Below are 13,754 nucleotides of genomic sequence, written 5' to 3'. Positions count from 1 at the left end.
CGCATGTCCGTCGATTACACAACCGCGACTACGCCGTACTCGGCCCCGAATCCGAACTACTCCGCCGACAGCGCCAAATCGAAGACCAGCTCGACCCCGGGCATCGCGGACAATTTTCAGACCTTCCTGACGCTGCTGACGACGCAGCTCAAGAACCAGAACCCGACCGACCCGCTGGACACCAACCAGTTCACCCAGCAGCTGGTGCAGTTCGCCGGCATCGAACAGCAGCTCAAGTCCAACGAGTCGCTGAGCTCGCTGGTGCAGCTGCAGACCACCGCACAGGCGACACAAGCGATGAGCCTGGTCGGCGCCAACGCCATCGTCGACGGCAGCAAGGTGCAGATGAGCGAAGGCAAGGCGATCTGGTCGCTGTCGACCGACAAGCCGGTCAGCGCTCAGGTTTCGATCCAGAGCGACACCGGCCAAACGGTGTATTCCGGCAAGTTCACCATCAATGCCGGCAAGGATCAGGCGTTCAAGTGGGACGGCCGCGGCAACGACGGCGCCCAATGGCCGGACGGCAACTACAAGCTGTCGATCGTCGCCACCGATGCGTCGGGCAAGACCGCCACGGTCTCCACCCAGATCCAGGGAACGATCGACTCCGTCGATCTCACCCAGACGCCGCCAAAACTGTCGATCGGCGGCCAGAACTTCTCGCTCGATCAGATCAACAAGCTGGTCCGGGCCGCCACATCGAAGTGACGATGCCGCGCGCCCGGATCTGCCGGGCGCTTACTGCTCGATCAGCTTGTCGGCGAAGTAAGCGATCGTCTTGCGATACACCAGCGCGCGATTCCATTCGCGCATCGCTTCGAAATTCGCCGAGCCTTCCTCGTAGGAGCCGCCGGCCTTCCAACCGGCGCTCTTCAGCAGATTGGCGGTCGAGGCCAGCACGTCCGGCACGCTGTGGCGCAGGTCGACGTGGCCGTTGCCGTCATAGTCGACGCCATACTTGATGTAGGACGACGGCAGGAACTGGGTCTGGCCGATTTCGCCGGCGTAAGCACCGACCATGTCGCGCAGCGTCAGGTCACCGCGCTGCAGGATCTGCAGCGCCGCCAGCAGTTCGCCCTGAAACAGCTCGGTCCGGCGGCAATCATGCGCCAGCGTCGCCAGCACGCGGAACACCGGCAGCTTGCCCATATCGCCCTTGCCGTAATCGGTCTCCAGGCCCCAGATCGCCACCACGATCTGCGGCGGCACGCCGAACTGGCGCTCGATCCGCGACAGCAGCGAGGCGTGGCGCATCAGCATCGCGCGGCCGGCCTTGATGCGGCCGGCGCCGACCCGGGTCGAGACATACTGCTCGAAGCTCTTGTTGAAGGTGCCGCGCTGACGGCGATCGAACGCCAGCACGCCGGGGTCCTCGGTGACGCCGCCGAGCGCCTGCGAAATCACGCCCTGCGAAATTCCGGCCTGGGCTGCATCAGCAGAGAAGCTGGCAATGAAGCTGTTGAAGTCGCCGCCACAGCGGGCGGCCTCAGCCGGCGCGGTAGACAGCAGCGCGCCGCCGAGGGCGCAGGTGACGAGAGCAAGGCGCAGCTTCAACATCTGAATCGTGTCTCCAAGCAAGGGAAATGGCGAGCGGAAAGGACGGCGTACCGAACCTGAATGCGTATTGATGCGTATTGCTATGACAACCGCGCGAATCTACCATTTCATACTTGCGGTTGCGAGGCGGGACCAACAGCGCCATATCTGACCCGACAAGTCGGCCCCGAATCCAGGGACGCTGGCGACAAGCTGGCGAACCATCGTTAGCGAAGGGAAGAACATCATGCCGCGCCGGAGTGCCTTGCTGGGCCAACCGCTGTTTCGCCTGCTGGCGATCAATCTGGCGATCGGTGTGATGATCGCGGCTTTGCTGCTCGGCGGGCTGCTGTATCTCAACCCCGGCCATCTGCGCGATCTGATCTTCGCCGACGACTCGCCCGGCACCGCGCTCGGCCTGCTGCTGTTCGGCTTCGTCGTGACCTTCGGGTCGGCCGCGATGGGCTCGGCCATCATGGCGATGGGCACCGATCTGCGCGGCGGCGGAAAGGGCGGCAAGAAGCTGGAATTGCCGATCGAGCTGATCCCCGGCGCCAAGGCGATCCCGGTCCGCGCCGAGCATGGCGCCCGCGCAGTGCGCCGGCACGGCAGCCTCTGAGCCAGCAGCTTGCGGCGCCCTCCGGCGCCGCAGCGCTCCACCTCTCCCGATCCGCACGGCCCGCGCCATCGCGGCTCCTCTGGCATCAAAACCGCGCCGATGAACCCATCGGCGCGGTCGTTGTTCGCATCCCGGAACTGTCGCGGATCACCGTGGCGAAACGGCGGCTGAGCGCCGCCGTCACCCGTTCATGCATCAGGCCGCGCGGCGCTGATGCTTGCCCTCGCGGATCTCCTCGATGATCTTGGCCGAGAACGCCTCGAGGTCCCCCGGATTGCGTGAGGTGATCAGGCCGTTGTCGGTGACGACCTGAGAATCCTCCCACTTGGCGCCGGCGTTGATCACGTCCTGCTTGATCGAGTGGTAAGACGTCATCCGCTTGCCCTTGGCGATGCCGGTTTCGATCAGGAGCCACGGCGCGTGACACACCGCCGCCACCGGCTTGCCGGCATCATAGAACGCCTTGATCAGCTTCAGCGCGTCCGGATTGACGCGCAGCAGGTCCGGATTGATCTGGCCGCCGGGCAGCACGATCGCGTCGTAATCGTCGGCCTTCACCGCGCCGAGCTGCTTGTCGACCTTCACCGGCCGGCCCCAATCCTTCATGTCCCAGCCTTTGATCTCGCCCTGTTCCGGCGAGACGATATCGACCTGCGCTCCGGCCGCCTTCAGCTTGTCGCGAGGAGTTTCCAGTTCCGACTGTTCGAAGCCGTTGGTAGCCAGAATAGCGACGCGCTTGCCATCGAGTTGGCCTGCCATATGTGCTCTCCATGTCGTTGATCAGCGCCCCGCTGAGTAATCGCAGGCACGGATGATCGTTCCGCGGGGAACAAAACGGATAAAGATCGTCGTCAGGGCGCGGTGAAGAGCAGCGACCCGCTTGCGCCCGCGCGTTCGGTCAGACCGGCGGCGCGAGCCGGCACGATCAGCAGCGATCCAGGATAGGCGGCAATCAGCGGAAATGCCCCGGCCGTGATCTGCCGCGCCAGCTCAGCCTCCGAGCGTTTCCCGGTGAGGAATGCTTGGCCGGCATTGAATTGATCGTAGCCCGACGTCTGCCCGGACCAGTAGCACAGCGCCAGTTCATCACACATCGCCGGTCCGCGCTGCTGCGCCATCCACGCGACATCGGCCCGCACCGCCGCCTGGCGCGCCAGCAACTCATCGAGCAACCGCGGTTCGGTGACGAAGCGGATGAGATCGCCCGAGGGCAGCAGCACCAGCCGTATGCACAGCGCGCCGACGATGAACGCCTCCGTGGTCACCACGCCGAACCGTGCAGACAGCCGCGACTGATCCAGTCGCGACAGCAGCACGCCGGCAGCGATGCAGGCCGCGATGATCCAGTCGAACAGGCAGTTGATATTCACGCCCTCGCCGATCCGCGTGACCACGAAGGCGACGCAGCCGAACACCAGCAGCAGACTCACCAGACGGAATTCCGCGGTGGGGCGGGCGGCTCGGACGAACAAGATCCACACCACCATCGGAATAACAAAGCCCTGCAGCCAGCCGAGTAGACTGACGACGTTGTACAGACTGACGGTGCGCGGCGTCATCAACTGGTGGAAAAACGCTGGGCCATAGGCCGCGAGACAGACAGCAAATCCGATTGTCAAAAACAGCAGCGACAAGCCGAGCCAGCGCAGCAGCGCCTTGCGGTCGTACCACGCCAGCCACGCCGTGCACGCCAGCGGCATCGCCAGCTCGTTGTGCTTGATGAAGCCGGCCACCACCATCACCAGCGCAGCTGTTGCCAGATAGACAGTTCGTTGCGGCGCATGCGTGAACAGCGCGAATCCCGCCGTCATCACCGCGAACGCCAGCAGCTGCGGATCGTTGACGCCGACATAGAGCAGATAACTCTTGCTGACGATGCCGAGCCAAAGACAGCCCGCGAAGATCGCATACAGCACCGTGCCGCCGAGATTGCGTACGACGATGCCGATGTTGATGCCGATCGCCAGCGTGGCCAGCAGCGACAGCAAGCGACCCGCGATGATGTTATCGCCGAGGAGCACACCGACGGCGCCGACGATGTAGAACGACAGTGGCGGATAGTTGTTGAACATGAAACTGTCGGCCGCCGGATACAGTGGCAAGCCGCTCAGCGCGCGCGCCGCATGGATCGCGTTCCAGCCTTCATTGGCGCCGATCGGCACCTGGATGAACAGCCGCGCAAACACCCAGGCCAGATTGAGCCCGGTCACGACCAGAATGAACGCGCTGCCGATCGTCGCTATCGTCGCCGACGACCACGCCCCGCCCTGCACGCTGCCCCGTGCACTCGCCGCCTGATACAAACCAGCCGCCCCCAGCCGCAGGCACTGAACTGATGCCCGACATCAGCATAGAGATCGGTACGGCAACGTCCATTCGACGAGCGGCCGAGGCGGATGACGATGAGCTGCAGTGAATACCGGCAACGAACTAACGAAACGAAGCGTTAGTACAGGAATGGTGATGAGCGTACGTAGATTTGGTACCAGCATCACCGAGCGATTACCCCCTCGCTTCACCGCTTCATGCGATGGCTTGCTCCCTGAGAAATTGGGGTAGCGACAGCGGCGAGGCGGGCAAGAGCTACAGCGAGCGCGATGCCTGAATTCCGGGATCCCGGATTTCGCTCCCCTGTATCCGGGCTACGGACTACGTAGCCTTCACCGCTGCCGGCCAAAACATCGTCAGCCACACGCTCGGCTGGTCGGTCGCGGTGGCTTCGACGCGGTGGCGGCAGTGAGCCGGGATGTCGATCCAGGTGCCGGGGATGAGATCGACAGTGCGATCGCCGTCTTCGAACCGCAGCACGGCGGAGCCCGCCAGCAGCACGACGAACTCGTCTTCGCTCTGATCGTACCAGAAACCCTCCGGGCTCGACTGGCCGAACGAGACGATGCGCTCGACGCGGATGCCGCCGCGCGCCAGCAGGGTGTCGAGCACTTCGTCGGGGCCGGCGGGCGGCAGCGCGCTCAGCAGATTTCCGTGGGGTGCGTCCATCGTTCTCAATCCTCGGCGCGGAATTTGGCGCCGATCGGCGCCGGCCGCCATCCGTCTTGCGATGGAGCTTGTGTTTCGCCGCGCGGCGTTTCATACCGCTTTTGCCCGCGCCGGCCGAGATGCCCGCGCGCCCCGCCCCGCCGGCCTCCCCGCTCCCGACCAACGGACGATGCGGCCGAGTTCCGCCTTTTGTCCGGCGTCAAAGCAGACGCAGGTGAAACGGCGTCGGATACCGGCAGGGCGCGGCGGATCGCTTGGCCGGCGGTCCTCTCACTCAGCCACTGAGCCTGGAGCTTTCCGTGCGCCCTGCCGTCATTGCCGCGACCGGCCTCTACACTCCGCCCGACAGCGTTTCGAATGCCGAGCTGGTGGAGGCGTTCAACACCTATGTGGCGAACTTCAACGCGGCGAACCAAGCGCGGATCGAAGCCGGCGAGATCGAGCCGCTGCAGCCGTCGTCCTCGGAATTCATCGAGAAGGCCTCGGGTATCAAGTCGCGCTACGTGGTGGCCAAGCCCGGCATCGTCGATCCGGAAGTGATGCGCCCGATCATTCCGGAGCGCTCCAACGACGAATTGTCGATCCTCGCCGAGATGGCGGTGACCGCGGCCGAACAGGCGATCGAACGCTGGGGCAAGCCGCGCGAACGGATCGGCGCGGTGCTGTGCGCCTGCTCCAACATGCAGCGCGCGTATCCGGCGATGGCGATCGAGGTGCAGAACGCGCTCGGCCTCGGCGGCTTCGCGTTCGACATGAACGTCGCCTGCTCGTCGGCGACCTTCGGGCTGAAGACCGCGGCGGATTTCGTCGGCGGCGGCTCGGTCGATGCGGTGCTGATGGTCAATCCGGAGATCTGCTCCGGCCATCTCAACTTCCGCGACCGCGACAGCCACTTCATCTTCGGCGACGTCGCCACCGCGGCGATCGTCGAGCGCGCCGATGATGCAGACGGCGGCTGGTCGATCCTCGGTACCAAGCTGAAGACGCAGTTCTCCAACAACATCCGCAACAACGCCGGCTTCCTCAACCGCGCCTGGCCGGAAGGCCGCGACAACGCCGACAAGCTGTTCGTGCAGCAGGGCCGCAAGGTGTTCAAGGAAGTGGTGCCGCTGGTCTCGGAGATGATCATCGAGCACGCCCGCGAGATCGGCATCGATCCGCACGGCCTGAAGCGGATGTGGCTGCACCAGGCCAATATCAACATGAACGAGATCATCGGCCGCAAGGTGCTGGGCCGCGATCCGACGCGGGACGAAAACGTCATCATTCTCGACGACTACGCCAACACCTCGTCGGCCGGCTCGATCATCGCCTTCCACAAGCACCAGGACGACATGGCGCCAGGCGACCTCGGCCTGATCTGCTCGTTCGGCGCCGGCTACTCGGCCGGCACGGTGTTCGTGCAGAAGCGGTAACAGTCTGACGTCGCGCTCTCCCCGTCCTTGCGAGGCGCGACGCGACGAAGCGATCAGAAGCCAGCTGCACGGCGTCGCTGGACTGCTTCGCTCGCAATGACAGGGAAGTCCGCGCGCCCCGCCTGCTTGCGTCCTCAGCCGCTGCGCTTATCTCCCGAGCATCGCCATCCGCCTCGAGGAGACCGCCATGCCGCATCCCGCCATCGCCAAGGATCAGGTCGCCGTGGTCACCGGCGGCGCATCGGGGATCGGCTTTGCGGCCGCCAAGCGGTTTCTGCAGGCCGGCATGAAGGTGGCGATCGCTGATCTGAACGCCGATCATCTCGCCCGCGCCGCCGAGTTGCTGGCGCATGTCGCCGGCGGCGGCGCCGACGACGTGCTGGCGAAGGAAACCGACGTCGCCAAACCCGACCAGCTCGAAGCGCTGCGCGCCGCCGTCACCGCGCGGTTCGGCGGCGTCGACGTGGTGATGAACAATGCCGGCATCGAGCCGCCGAGCACCGCGCTCGGCCCGCGTGAGGCCTATGAGCGCATCCTGGCCGTCAATCTATGGGGCGTGATCCACGGCTCGCAGATCTTCGCGCCGGACATGATCGCCCGTGGCCGGCCGGGGCTGATCATCAACACCGGCTCCAAGCAGGGCATCACCACGCCGCCGGGCAATCCGGCCTACAATGTTTCCAAGGCCGGCGTGAAAGCCTACACCGAAGCGCTGGCGCACGAGCTGCGCACCACCGAGGGCTGCGCGGTGACGGCGCATCTCTTGATCCCCGGCTTCGTCTTCACCGCGCTGACCGCGCGCGGCCGCAGCGAGAAGCCGGCCGGCGCCTGGACCGCCGAGCAGACCGTCGACTTCATGCTGGCGCGGCTCGACGACGGTGACTTCTACATCCTGTGCCCGGACAACGACGTGCCCCGCAGCCTCGACGAACGCCGCATCGCCTGGGCCGCCGGCGATATCATCGACAACCGCCCCGCGCTGTCGCGCTGGCACCCGGCCTGGGCCGACCGCTTCCGGGCTTTCGTCGAGGGGAAGTAACAAGCACGGTGCCAGCCTCGTCCTGAGGCGCACGCCGGCTCAAGCCTGCGCCGTCGCCACCGCGTCGCGCGCGGACGCGCCGCCAGCGTCGAACAGCACGAAGCGGTTGCGGCCGGCGCGCTTGGCGGCGTACAGCGCCGCATCGGCCTCGGCAAAGGCGGCGTCGATCGAGCCGCCCGACACCACCCGGCAGGCGCCGATCGAAACCGTCAGCGCGATGTCCTGCCCATCGTCGGAGCGGATCGGCGCAGCGTTCATCGCGGCGACCATCCGCGCGCACAGCTCTCGCAGGGCGTCCGCATCGCGATCCTCGACCAGCACGACGAACTCGTCGCCGCCCCAGCGGCCGCAGCTGTCCCGCTCGGTCAGAAGCGGCGCCAGTCGCCGCGCGGTTTCACACAGCAGCCGGTCGCCGGCCAGATGGCCGAACACATCGTTGACGTCCTTGAAGCCATCGAGATCGATCAGCAGCAGCCCGGCCGACCGCGGCGCCAGGGGCGAGGCGGCCAGCCACTGCTCGAACACCTGGGTGAAGCCGCGGCGGTTCGGAATCTCGGTCAGCAGATCGACATTGGCGAGACGCCGCAGCTTCTCGGTCCGCTCGTCGACCAGATCCTCGAGAATGCGGGTGTGATCGCGCACGGCGTGCGCCATGCCCGACAAGGTGCGCGACAGCCGGCCGATCTCGTCGCTGCCCTGGTCGACGACGATATTGTCGAAGTCGCCGTCTTCGACCCGCCGCGCGCCCGCCTCGACGGTGGCGAGCCGATCGAGCACGACCCGGCGGAACAGAATGGTGACGAGCACCACTGCCGCCGTCATCATCACGATCAGCAACAACGCGATCGGGGTGAACAAGTGGCGATCGATGATGGCGTCGATGTCCATCAGCGTCACGTTGAACCAGCCGAGCTGGTCGAGATAGCCGACCCCGACCAGGAATTCGCGCCCCCCGATGTTCATGAAGCGGGATTCGACCGCCGCAGGGCCGGCGGAAACGCGGCGCATCATGGCGGCGAGTTCGGCGGCGTCGGCCGGGCTGTCGACCTGCTGGAAGATCGTCTTCTTGGTCTTGGTATCCTTGGTCAGGCTGTGGAAATCGACCATCCCCGGATCGCGATGCGCCTGGATGGCGCCGGCGTGATCGACGAACATGCTGGTAACGCCGGTCTGCGGCAGCGCCACCACCTCGCGGATGAATTCGGTGAGGTCGACGCCGGTGCCGATCACGCCGAGAATCCGGCCCTGCTCGGCGATGACGCAGTTGATCCAGACTTTGGTGACGGCGAGATGGTCGTCGCGATCGACATTGAGCTGGCACGGCTGTCCGGCCGCAATCGTCTTGAAATACCAGCCGTCGCGCGGATTATCGCGCTTGACCTGATAGCGGAGCTGGTTCCCGTCGTAGGCGTTCTCGGCGTTATTGAAGTAGTAATTGCCGGACTGGTCGACGACGAAGAAATAGCTCTTGTCGTGAAACGACAGCCGGTAATGCTCCAGCTCGGCCAGCCCGAGCTTGGTCTTGGCGGGGTCGGCCTCGTCGCGGGCCCAGGCGCGCACCGCCGGCGAGCGGGCGACCGTCTCGGCCAGCGAGACCTCCCGGGTCAGCGCCTCGAGGCCGCGGTAGCGGTCGAACAGCACCTGCTTTTCGGCGAACAACGTGCCGAGCGCAACCACGGTCTTACGGGTCAGGAATTCGAACGCCACATAGGCCGGCACGGCGACCAGACCGAATACGCAGACGGTGACGACCAGAAACCGCGTCTTGAGGCTGGTGGCAATCTGATTCCAGAGACCGCGCATCGGGCTTCGTGTCATCTCCGCCGAAACAAGCCGTCGTCCCGAGCGACCGCCGAGCGCGGCTGCGCAGAATGCACCACATACAATTCAGATCTGAAAGCTTCACTAATGGTTCACGGTGTGGTGCCGATGGACTCGATCATTCGATCGACGCCAGCGCCACCAGGCATTCCACCCGACACGCGTCCTCGCCGCCGGTGTTTGAGCGGCGCCAAAGCGGCGGTCCTGCTCTAGCTCGCGCGGTCAAATTCGATGCGGGCGGTGGTGCCCGGACCGACCTCGTAGCTGATCCGGCCGCCGATCTGGGCGGCGAGGTTGTGGATGATCTTGAGACCGAGGCTGTTACCAGCGCCGGGGGCCTCGGCCGGCGTCATGCCCTTGCCGTCGTCGGCGATGGTGAAGACGATGCGGTCGTCGTCCTGCACCAGCCGCAGCGCGATGGTGCCGCGGCCGTCGGGAAACGCATGCTTCAGCGCGTTGGTGACGATCTCGACGGCGATCAGCGACAGCGGCGTCAGCTTGGCGAGATCGAACTGCACCGGCGGCATGTCGACCGTGAACCGCACCTCGCCGGCGCCCGCCGCGTCGCCGAGATTGGCGCACAGATCCTGAAAGAACTCGCCGACCGGCCTTGTGACGTTGGCCGGGTCGTACAGATGGCGGTGGATTCGCGACATCACATCGAGCCGCACCCGGGCGTCGTCGAGCGCGGTCAGCATCGCGGCCGGATCGTCGCCGGCGCGCTTGGCGTACAGCCGCAGCATCGCCGAGACGAACTGCATGTTGTTGGCGACGCGGTGCTGCAGCTCCTGAAACATCGTGCGCTGCTGCTCGTACAGCCGCGCGGTCTCCTCGGCGTCGGCCCGCAGCCGCGCCGCGGCCAGGTGCATGATGTGGATCAGCGAGATATCGACCGTGACGATGAACACGTAGAACGCCAGCGCGATCGTGGTCGGCGACGACAGGTCGAAGCTGAAGAACGGCGGGATGAAGATGTACCACGCCGCCACCCCGCTCAGCACCGCACAGATGATGCCGGGCCGCAGCCCGAAGAAGAACGCGGTGAGAACGACGGCCGGAAAGAACGTCAGATACGGAAAGCCCGGCGGCAGCGCGGGATCGAGGGCGACGCGCAGCAGCAGCGCCACCCCGGTGGCCGCCACCGCAGCCAGATCGCCGAGCAGCCCCAGCGACCGCAGCCGCCGGGTGGCATGAATGATGTCCCAGACTTTAAGTCGCGCCAAAGCAGGCTCTACGGATTCGACACGTGGAGCGGCGACTATGGCCGAAGCGGAACCGAAAGGACAGGCGATCGCGGCCATGGCGGCTCTCCCTCGTCCCGGCGGCCAGCGGACATGCGTCATAGCCCTGTGGTTTGGACGGCGCGGGGACGCCGATCGCTTTTGCGCGAACCGGCTGCCTGCCCTCGCCGCGCCCGAAACGAGGCGCGCGGAACGCCGGACGCACGATGCGTCCGTAGCCTTATGCGCAACGCAAAAAGCGCACGAGTTGGTCACCGCGAACGCACCGAGACGTCCGGCATTCCGCACGCGTGGGCTTCCGGCTTGCTTCGTGCTCTCCCCGGCGGCGAATGATACGCTTGCGTTCGTCACCGACGGGACTAAGCAGTGCGGACGCGAACGTCCGGACCTTGTCTCCTGCGGCCGGTCGGCCTGCAGGCGCTCCGTCCCTTTGCGCCAGCGACGGGCGTCAGGACCACACGACTCGTGCCGGCGCGCAAAGTCGATGCAGATGGGGCGCATCTCCGCCAGCGCGCACCGCAAAGTGTCGTCGTCAGCGTGGTGGTAGTCGGCTCCATAGGCCCCGAGGCCAGGCCCTGCGGACCTCCTGCCCCGCGGCCTCCAACCGCCTCCCTCAGCGCCGACGGTGCCGCGTCCACCGCACCTCGCCCCGCGACTAGTGACGATCGCGAGCCGCCCCTCGGGAGTGGAGCGGGATGGATAGGAATGTATGCGATATAGGAATTTTGTCGATGCACGAGCAACGCTACGGTGCTGACACCCTCTCGCAATGAAGGACCAATCACCGTGTCCCAGATCGCGCCCTTGCCCAACCGACACCGCACGGCATAGAAAGCGCTCAAACTCTTGCCCTGACTTTACGAAAAATTTGGAGCGGGTCGCAGACCTGCCGATGTTGAAGACACAATCAACATCGAATGCGCCCAAGCATCTCAGATAATCACTCTCCAAAATGACAGACAATTAAGATTGATAACCCGCACGAGAGTTGTCGCGATGACATTTTTACGGACCCGGTTTGAATGGTTGGACGTGCTTTCTGCAAAAAGCTCGATTGCCGCCGAGCTCGCCTTGAAAACGAAGCTCGCAGACGAAATCTACAAGACACAGAATAAGAAGGCGTTGAACAAAGATGCCTTCAATCTATCCAACAATAACGACCACAATGATATCCTCGCCTCTACCATCGATGGACTTGCCGCTAAGGGCGCCGATCTCAAGAATCTGAGCAAGCTGCTTGTCGATCTAACTAGCAGGAACACCTACGGCACTTTTTGCGAGATCAGCGCCTACGGTTACCTTCTCAAGGGAAAGCACGATTTCGACATCCAGCTGCCAATGGACGGGTCCGCCATCCTGAATCCGCATGGGGCCGACCTCGACGGACTACTTCGCCTCCCCCAAGAGGTTGCTTTCGACGTCAAGGCTTTTGGCTTTCATGAGCACTTGGTCTCTCGCCTTACAGAAAGGCTCTCCTACGATCTCGCGCCCGACATAGTTGTTGCTCAGGATAGTTGGGACGTTCCAATATCGACACTGTTCGATCTTCTAAGCACCCAATATGAACAGCTAGTGCAGGAGCTCAGACAATCGCGATCTGCGGCGCGTGACGCGATTCGCTTCGTCGTGAGGACGCCGGCGCGTGTGCAAGTATCATCCCGCGAGTTAGATCCAGGAAAGTTAGCTAGGAAAAACGCGGATTATGCCTTTTCGTACGCAAAGCAATTCGCGCGCCATAAGCCATTCATTCTTGTATTCGTGATACATCCATGGGCCAGTGGCGCTCTCCATGTTAATTTTTACGGCTACGTCGACGATTTTACTCAGGCCTTGGCGCAGATAACTTTCTGTCAGTTCATGGCCGACACCAGTCCCATTTTCGATGTAACCAAATCTCACGCTAGCCAATTGCTCTCAGGTATTCTGTTCATGAATGCCTGGGCGGGAACACCACCCGCCGAGCCCCCGCTCTATCGATTATTTCTAAATCCCAACGCGATCAATCCACTCCATCCCGCATCAGTCGAGACGCTGGCCGCCCCCTACGGCGACGATATGACCGTAACAAAGATTCAATGTCCGTCGGCGCAATCAGACCCATTACGTGGCGACATGTAGGCACGGGAGATCCGCAAAGGGGTCGGAACGTTGATTAGACGAGAGCGCAATCCGGCTGGCAGCCGCTCCCACGAGTTGAATACCCCAACTAACTCTATCGACACTTACAGTCCGACGCCAATTCACCGAACTCAAACGCAAAAGGATGAAACGGCCTGATGGAAATCATTGGATCCATTATAACCGCAGTGATTAGTGGCGGCTGGAAGCTTTATCTTGCCGCACTCCTCGCAAGCGCCGCACTGCTATTCATTCCAGACTGGCTCATCACTCATCTCGGGCTCGGGGAAATCAAGCAAACCTACCGAACATATGCGGGCATCGCTTTGGTTGCGTCGTCGAGCCTGCTTATGGTCAACCTGATTTCATTCATCGGAAAGATCGCTCTTAAACCCTGGCACCACCGCCAATTTACCCGCCATGTTCATAAAGCGCTGCGCGAGCTAACTCCGGCAGAGAAGGACTTCTTGCGAGATTTTATACATGGACAGGCTAACACGGTATCAGCTCCAATCAATGACGGAGTAGCTGGAGGACTGGCTGCTAAACAGATCATTTATCGTTCATCAAACTTTTCTTACGGCTTGGAATTTCAGTACAATTTACAGCCCGTTCCTCGGAAATTGCTTAGCGCTCATCCTGAATTACTTGATTGAAACTTGTGGGCCGCAGCGCAGATTAGCTCGTAGGGCGGATTAGCCGAAGGCGTAATCCGCCGCGATCGGGGCCGGTGGTTTACGGCTCGCCTGGCCCCACCAGCATCCCTCACTCAGCGGCCGCGCGGGACAATTCGCCCGCGTCCCGGAGATAGCGAGCGTAGCCCGGATGGAGCGCAGCGTAATCCGGGACCTGCCGTAAATCCCGGATTTCGCTTCGCTGCATCCGGGCTTTGCCGTGTCAGTGCTCGTGTCGCCCTCACCCCGGCCCTCTCCCGCAGGCGGGAGAGGGGGCGCGCTGCGGCGGGGGGT

At 63.7% G+C, this 13,754-nt stretch carries 12 protein-coding genes; 6 read left to right on the top strand and 6 right to left on the bottom strand.

The annotated features are described in order from the left end of the window. The first annotated feature begins 3 nt into the window (after nt 1–3). Nucleotides 4–708 carry a flagellar hook capping FlgD N-terminal domain-containing protein gene (locus tag VRZ08_RS21145; protein WP_107354620.1) on the top strand — a complete coding sequence of 235 codons (705 nt, stop codon included), beginning with the start codon at nt 4–6 and terminating at the stop codon, nt 706–708. Between the two features lie 30 nt (nt 709–738). Here VRZ08_RS21145 and VRZ08_RS21140 read toward each other — a convergent pair whose 3' ends face one another. Further along, nucleotides 739–1,557 carry a lytic transglycosylase domain-containing protein gene (locus tag VRZ08_RS21140; RefSeq protein WP_011156867.1) on the bottom strand — a complete coding sequence of 273 codons (819 nt, stop codon included), beginning with the start codon at nt 1,555–1,557 and terminating at the stop codon, nt 739–741. Nucleotides 1,558–1,783: 226 nt separating this feature from the next. Here VRZ08_RS21140 and VRZ08_RS21135 point away from each other — a divergent pair, with 226 nt between their 5' ends. Next, the gene (locus VRZ08_RS21135; RefSeq protein WP_107354619.1) at nt 1,784–2,155 is read left to right on the top strand and encodes a hypothetical protein; all 372 of its coding nucleotides are present in this window, start codon (nt 1,784–1,786) and stop codon (nt 2,153–2,155) included. A gap of 195 nt (nt 2,156–2,350) precedes the next feature. Here the strand turns inward: VRZ08_RS21135 and VRZ08_RS21130 are convergent, their stop codons facing one another. From VRZ08_RS21130 to VRZ08_RS21120, 3 genes are all read right to left on the bottom strand, one after another. Next, nucleotides 2,351–2,914: a type 1 glutamine amidotransferase domain-containing protein gene (locus tag VRZ08_RS21130; RefSeq protein WP_107343438.1), complete on the bottom strand. Its 564-nt coding sequence runs from the start codon at nt 2,912–2,914 to the stop codon at nt 2,351–2,353. A 92-nt stretch (nt 2,915–3,006) separates the two neighbouring features. Continuing rightward, entirely contained in the window at nt 3,007–4,458 is a 1,452-nt protein-coding gene (locus VRZ08_RS21125) for an ArnT family glycosyltransferase (protein WP_414533790.1), read from the bottom strand. 346 nt (nt 4,459–4,804) lie between these two features. Beyond that, nucleotides 4,805–5,152 carry a cupin gene (locus VRZ08_RS21120; protein WP_107343436.1) on the bottom strand — a complete coding sequence of 116 codons (348 nt, stop codon included), beginning with the start codon at nt 5,150–5,152 and terminating at the stop codon, nt 4,805–4,807. A gap of 299 nt (nt 5,153–5,451) precedes the next feature. Here VRZ08_RS21120 and VRZ08_RS21115 point away from each other — a divergent pair, with 299 nt between their 5' ends. Both VRZ08_RS21115 and VRZ08_RS21110 read left to right on the top strand, forming a co-directional pair. Next, on the top strand, nt 5,452–6,567 hold the full coding sequence (locus VRZ08_RS21115; protein ID WP_414533789.1) for a beta-ketoacyl-ACP synthase III: 1,116 nt from the start codon (nt 5,452–5,454) through the stop codon (nt 6,565–6,567). Between the two features lie 187 nt (nt 6,568–6,754). Further along, the gene (locus VRZ08_RS21110; protein WP_264075860.1) at nt 6,755–7,606 is read left to right on the top strand and encodes an SDR family NAD(P)-dependent oxidoreductase; all 852 of its coding nucleotides are present in this window, start codon (nt 6,755–6,757) and stop codon (nt 7,604–7,606) included. Between the two features lie 39 nt (nt 7,607–7,645). Here the strand turns inward: VRZ08_RS21110 and VRZ08_RS21105 are convergent, their stop codons facing one another. Together VRZ08_RS21105 and VRZ08_RS21100 are read right to left on the bottom strand one after the other, a co-directional pair. Further along, the gene (locus VRZ08_RS21105) at nt 7,646–9,409 is read right to left on the bottom strand and encodes a diguanylate cyclase domain-containing protein (protein WP_414533788.1); all 1,764 of its coding nucleotides are present in this window, start codon (nt 9,407–9,409) and stop codon (nt 7,646–7,648) included. Nucleotides 9,410–9,636: 227 nt separating this feature from the next. Continuing rightward, the gene (locus VRZ08_RS21100) at nt 9,637–10,728 is read right to left on the bottom strand and encodes a sensor histidine kinase (protein ID WP_414533787.1); all 1,092 of its coding nucleotides are present in this window, start codon (nt 10,726–10,728) and stop codon (nt 9,637–9,639) included. 936 nt (nt 10,729–11,664) lie between these two features. Between VRZ08_RS21100 and VRZ08_RS21095 the strand changes: the two genes are divergently transcribed. Further along, complete coding sequence (locus VRZ08_RS21095; protein WP_414533786.1) at nt 11,665–12,786, top strand: hypothetical protein; 1,122 nt, start codon at nt 11,665–11,667, stop codon at nt 12,784–12,786. Nucleotides 12,787–12,944: 158 nt separating this feature from the next. Beyond that, complete coding sequence (locus VRZ08_RS21090; RefSeq protein ID WP_414533785.1) at nt 12,945–13,442, top strand: super-infection exclusion protein B; 498 nt, start codon at nt 12,945–12,947, stop codon at nt 13,440–13,442. The last annotated feature ends 312 nt before the right edge of the window (nt 13,443–13,754 follow it).

The sequence above is a fragment of the Rhodopseudomonas sp. G2_2311 genome (assembly GCF_047501505.1).
GTDB classification, from domain to species: Bacteria; Pseudomonadota; Alphaproteobacteria; order Rhizobiales; family Xanthobacteraceae; genus Rhodopseudomonas; species Rhodopseudomonas palustris_H.
This window is presented reverse-complemented; position numbering and strand designations above follow the sequence as displayed.

Excerpts from the sequence above, each read along its gene's own strand:
- VRZ08_RS21145 (WP_107354620.1), top strand. The coding sequence starts at position 4 with ATGTCCGTCGATTACACAACCGCGACTACGCCGTACTCGGCCCCGAAT.
- VRZ08_RS21140 (WP_011156867.1), bottom strand. The coding sequence starts at position 1,557 with ATGTTGAAGCTGCGCCTTGCTCTCGTCACCTGCGCCCTCGGCGGCGCG.
- VRZ08_RS21135 (WP_107354619.1), top strand. The coding sequence starts at position 1,784 with ATGCCGCGCCGGAGTGCCTTGCTGGGCCAACCGCTGTTTCGCCTGCTG.
- VRZ08_RS21130 (WP_107343438.1), bottom strand. The coding sequence starts at position 2,914 with ATGGCAGGCCAACTCGATGGCAAGCGCGTCGCTATTCTGGCTACCAAC.
- VRZ08_RS21120 (WP_107343436.1), bottom strand. The coding sequence starts at position 5,152 with ATGGACGCACCCCACGGAAATCTGCTGAGCGCGCTGCCGCCCGCCGGC.
- VRZ08_RS21110 (WP_264075860.1), top strand. The coding sequence starts at position 6,755 with ATGCCGCATCCCGCCATCGCCAAGGATCAGGTCGCCGTGGTCACCGGC.
- VRZ08_RS21105 (WP_414533788.1), bottom strand. The coding sequence starts at position 9,409 with ATGCGCGGTCTCTGGAATCAGATTGCCACCAGCCTCAAGACGCGGTTT.
- VRZ08_RS21100 (WP_414533787.1), bottom strand. The coding sequence starts at position 10,728 with ATGGCCGCGATCGCCTGTCCTTTCGGTTCCGCTTCGGCCATAGTCGCC.
- VRZ08_RS21095 (WP_414533786.1), top strand. The coding sequence starts at position 11,665 with ATGACATTTTTACGGACCCGGTTTGAATGGTTGGACGTGCTTTCTGCA.
- VRZ08_RS21090 (WP_414533785.1), top strand. The coding sequence starts at position 12,945 with ATGGAAATCATTGGATCCATTATAACCGCAGTGATTAGTGGCGGCTGG.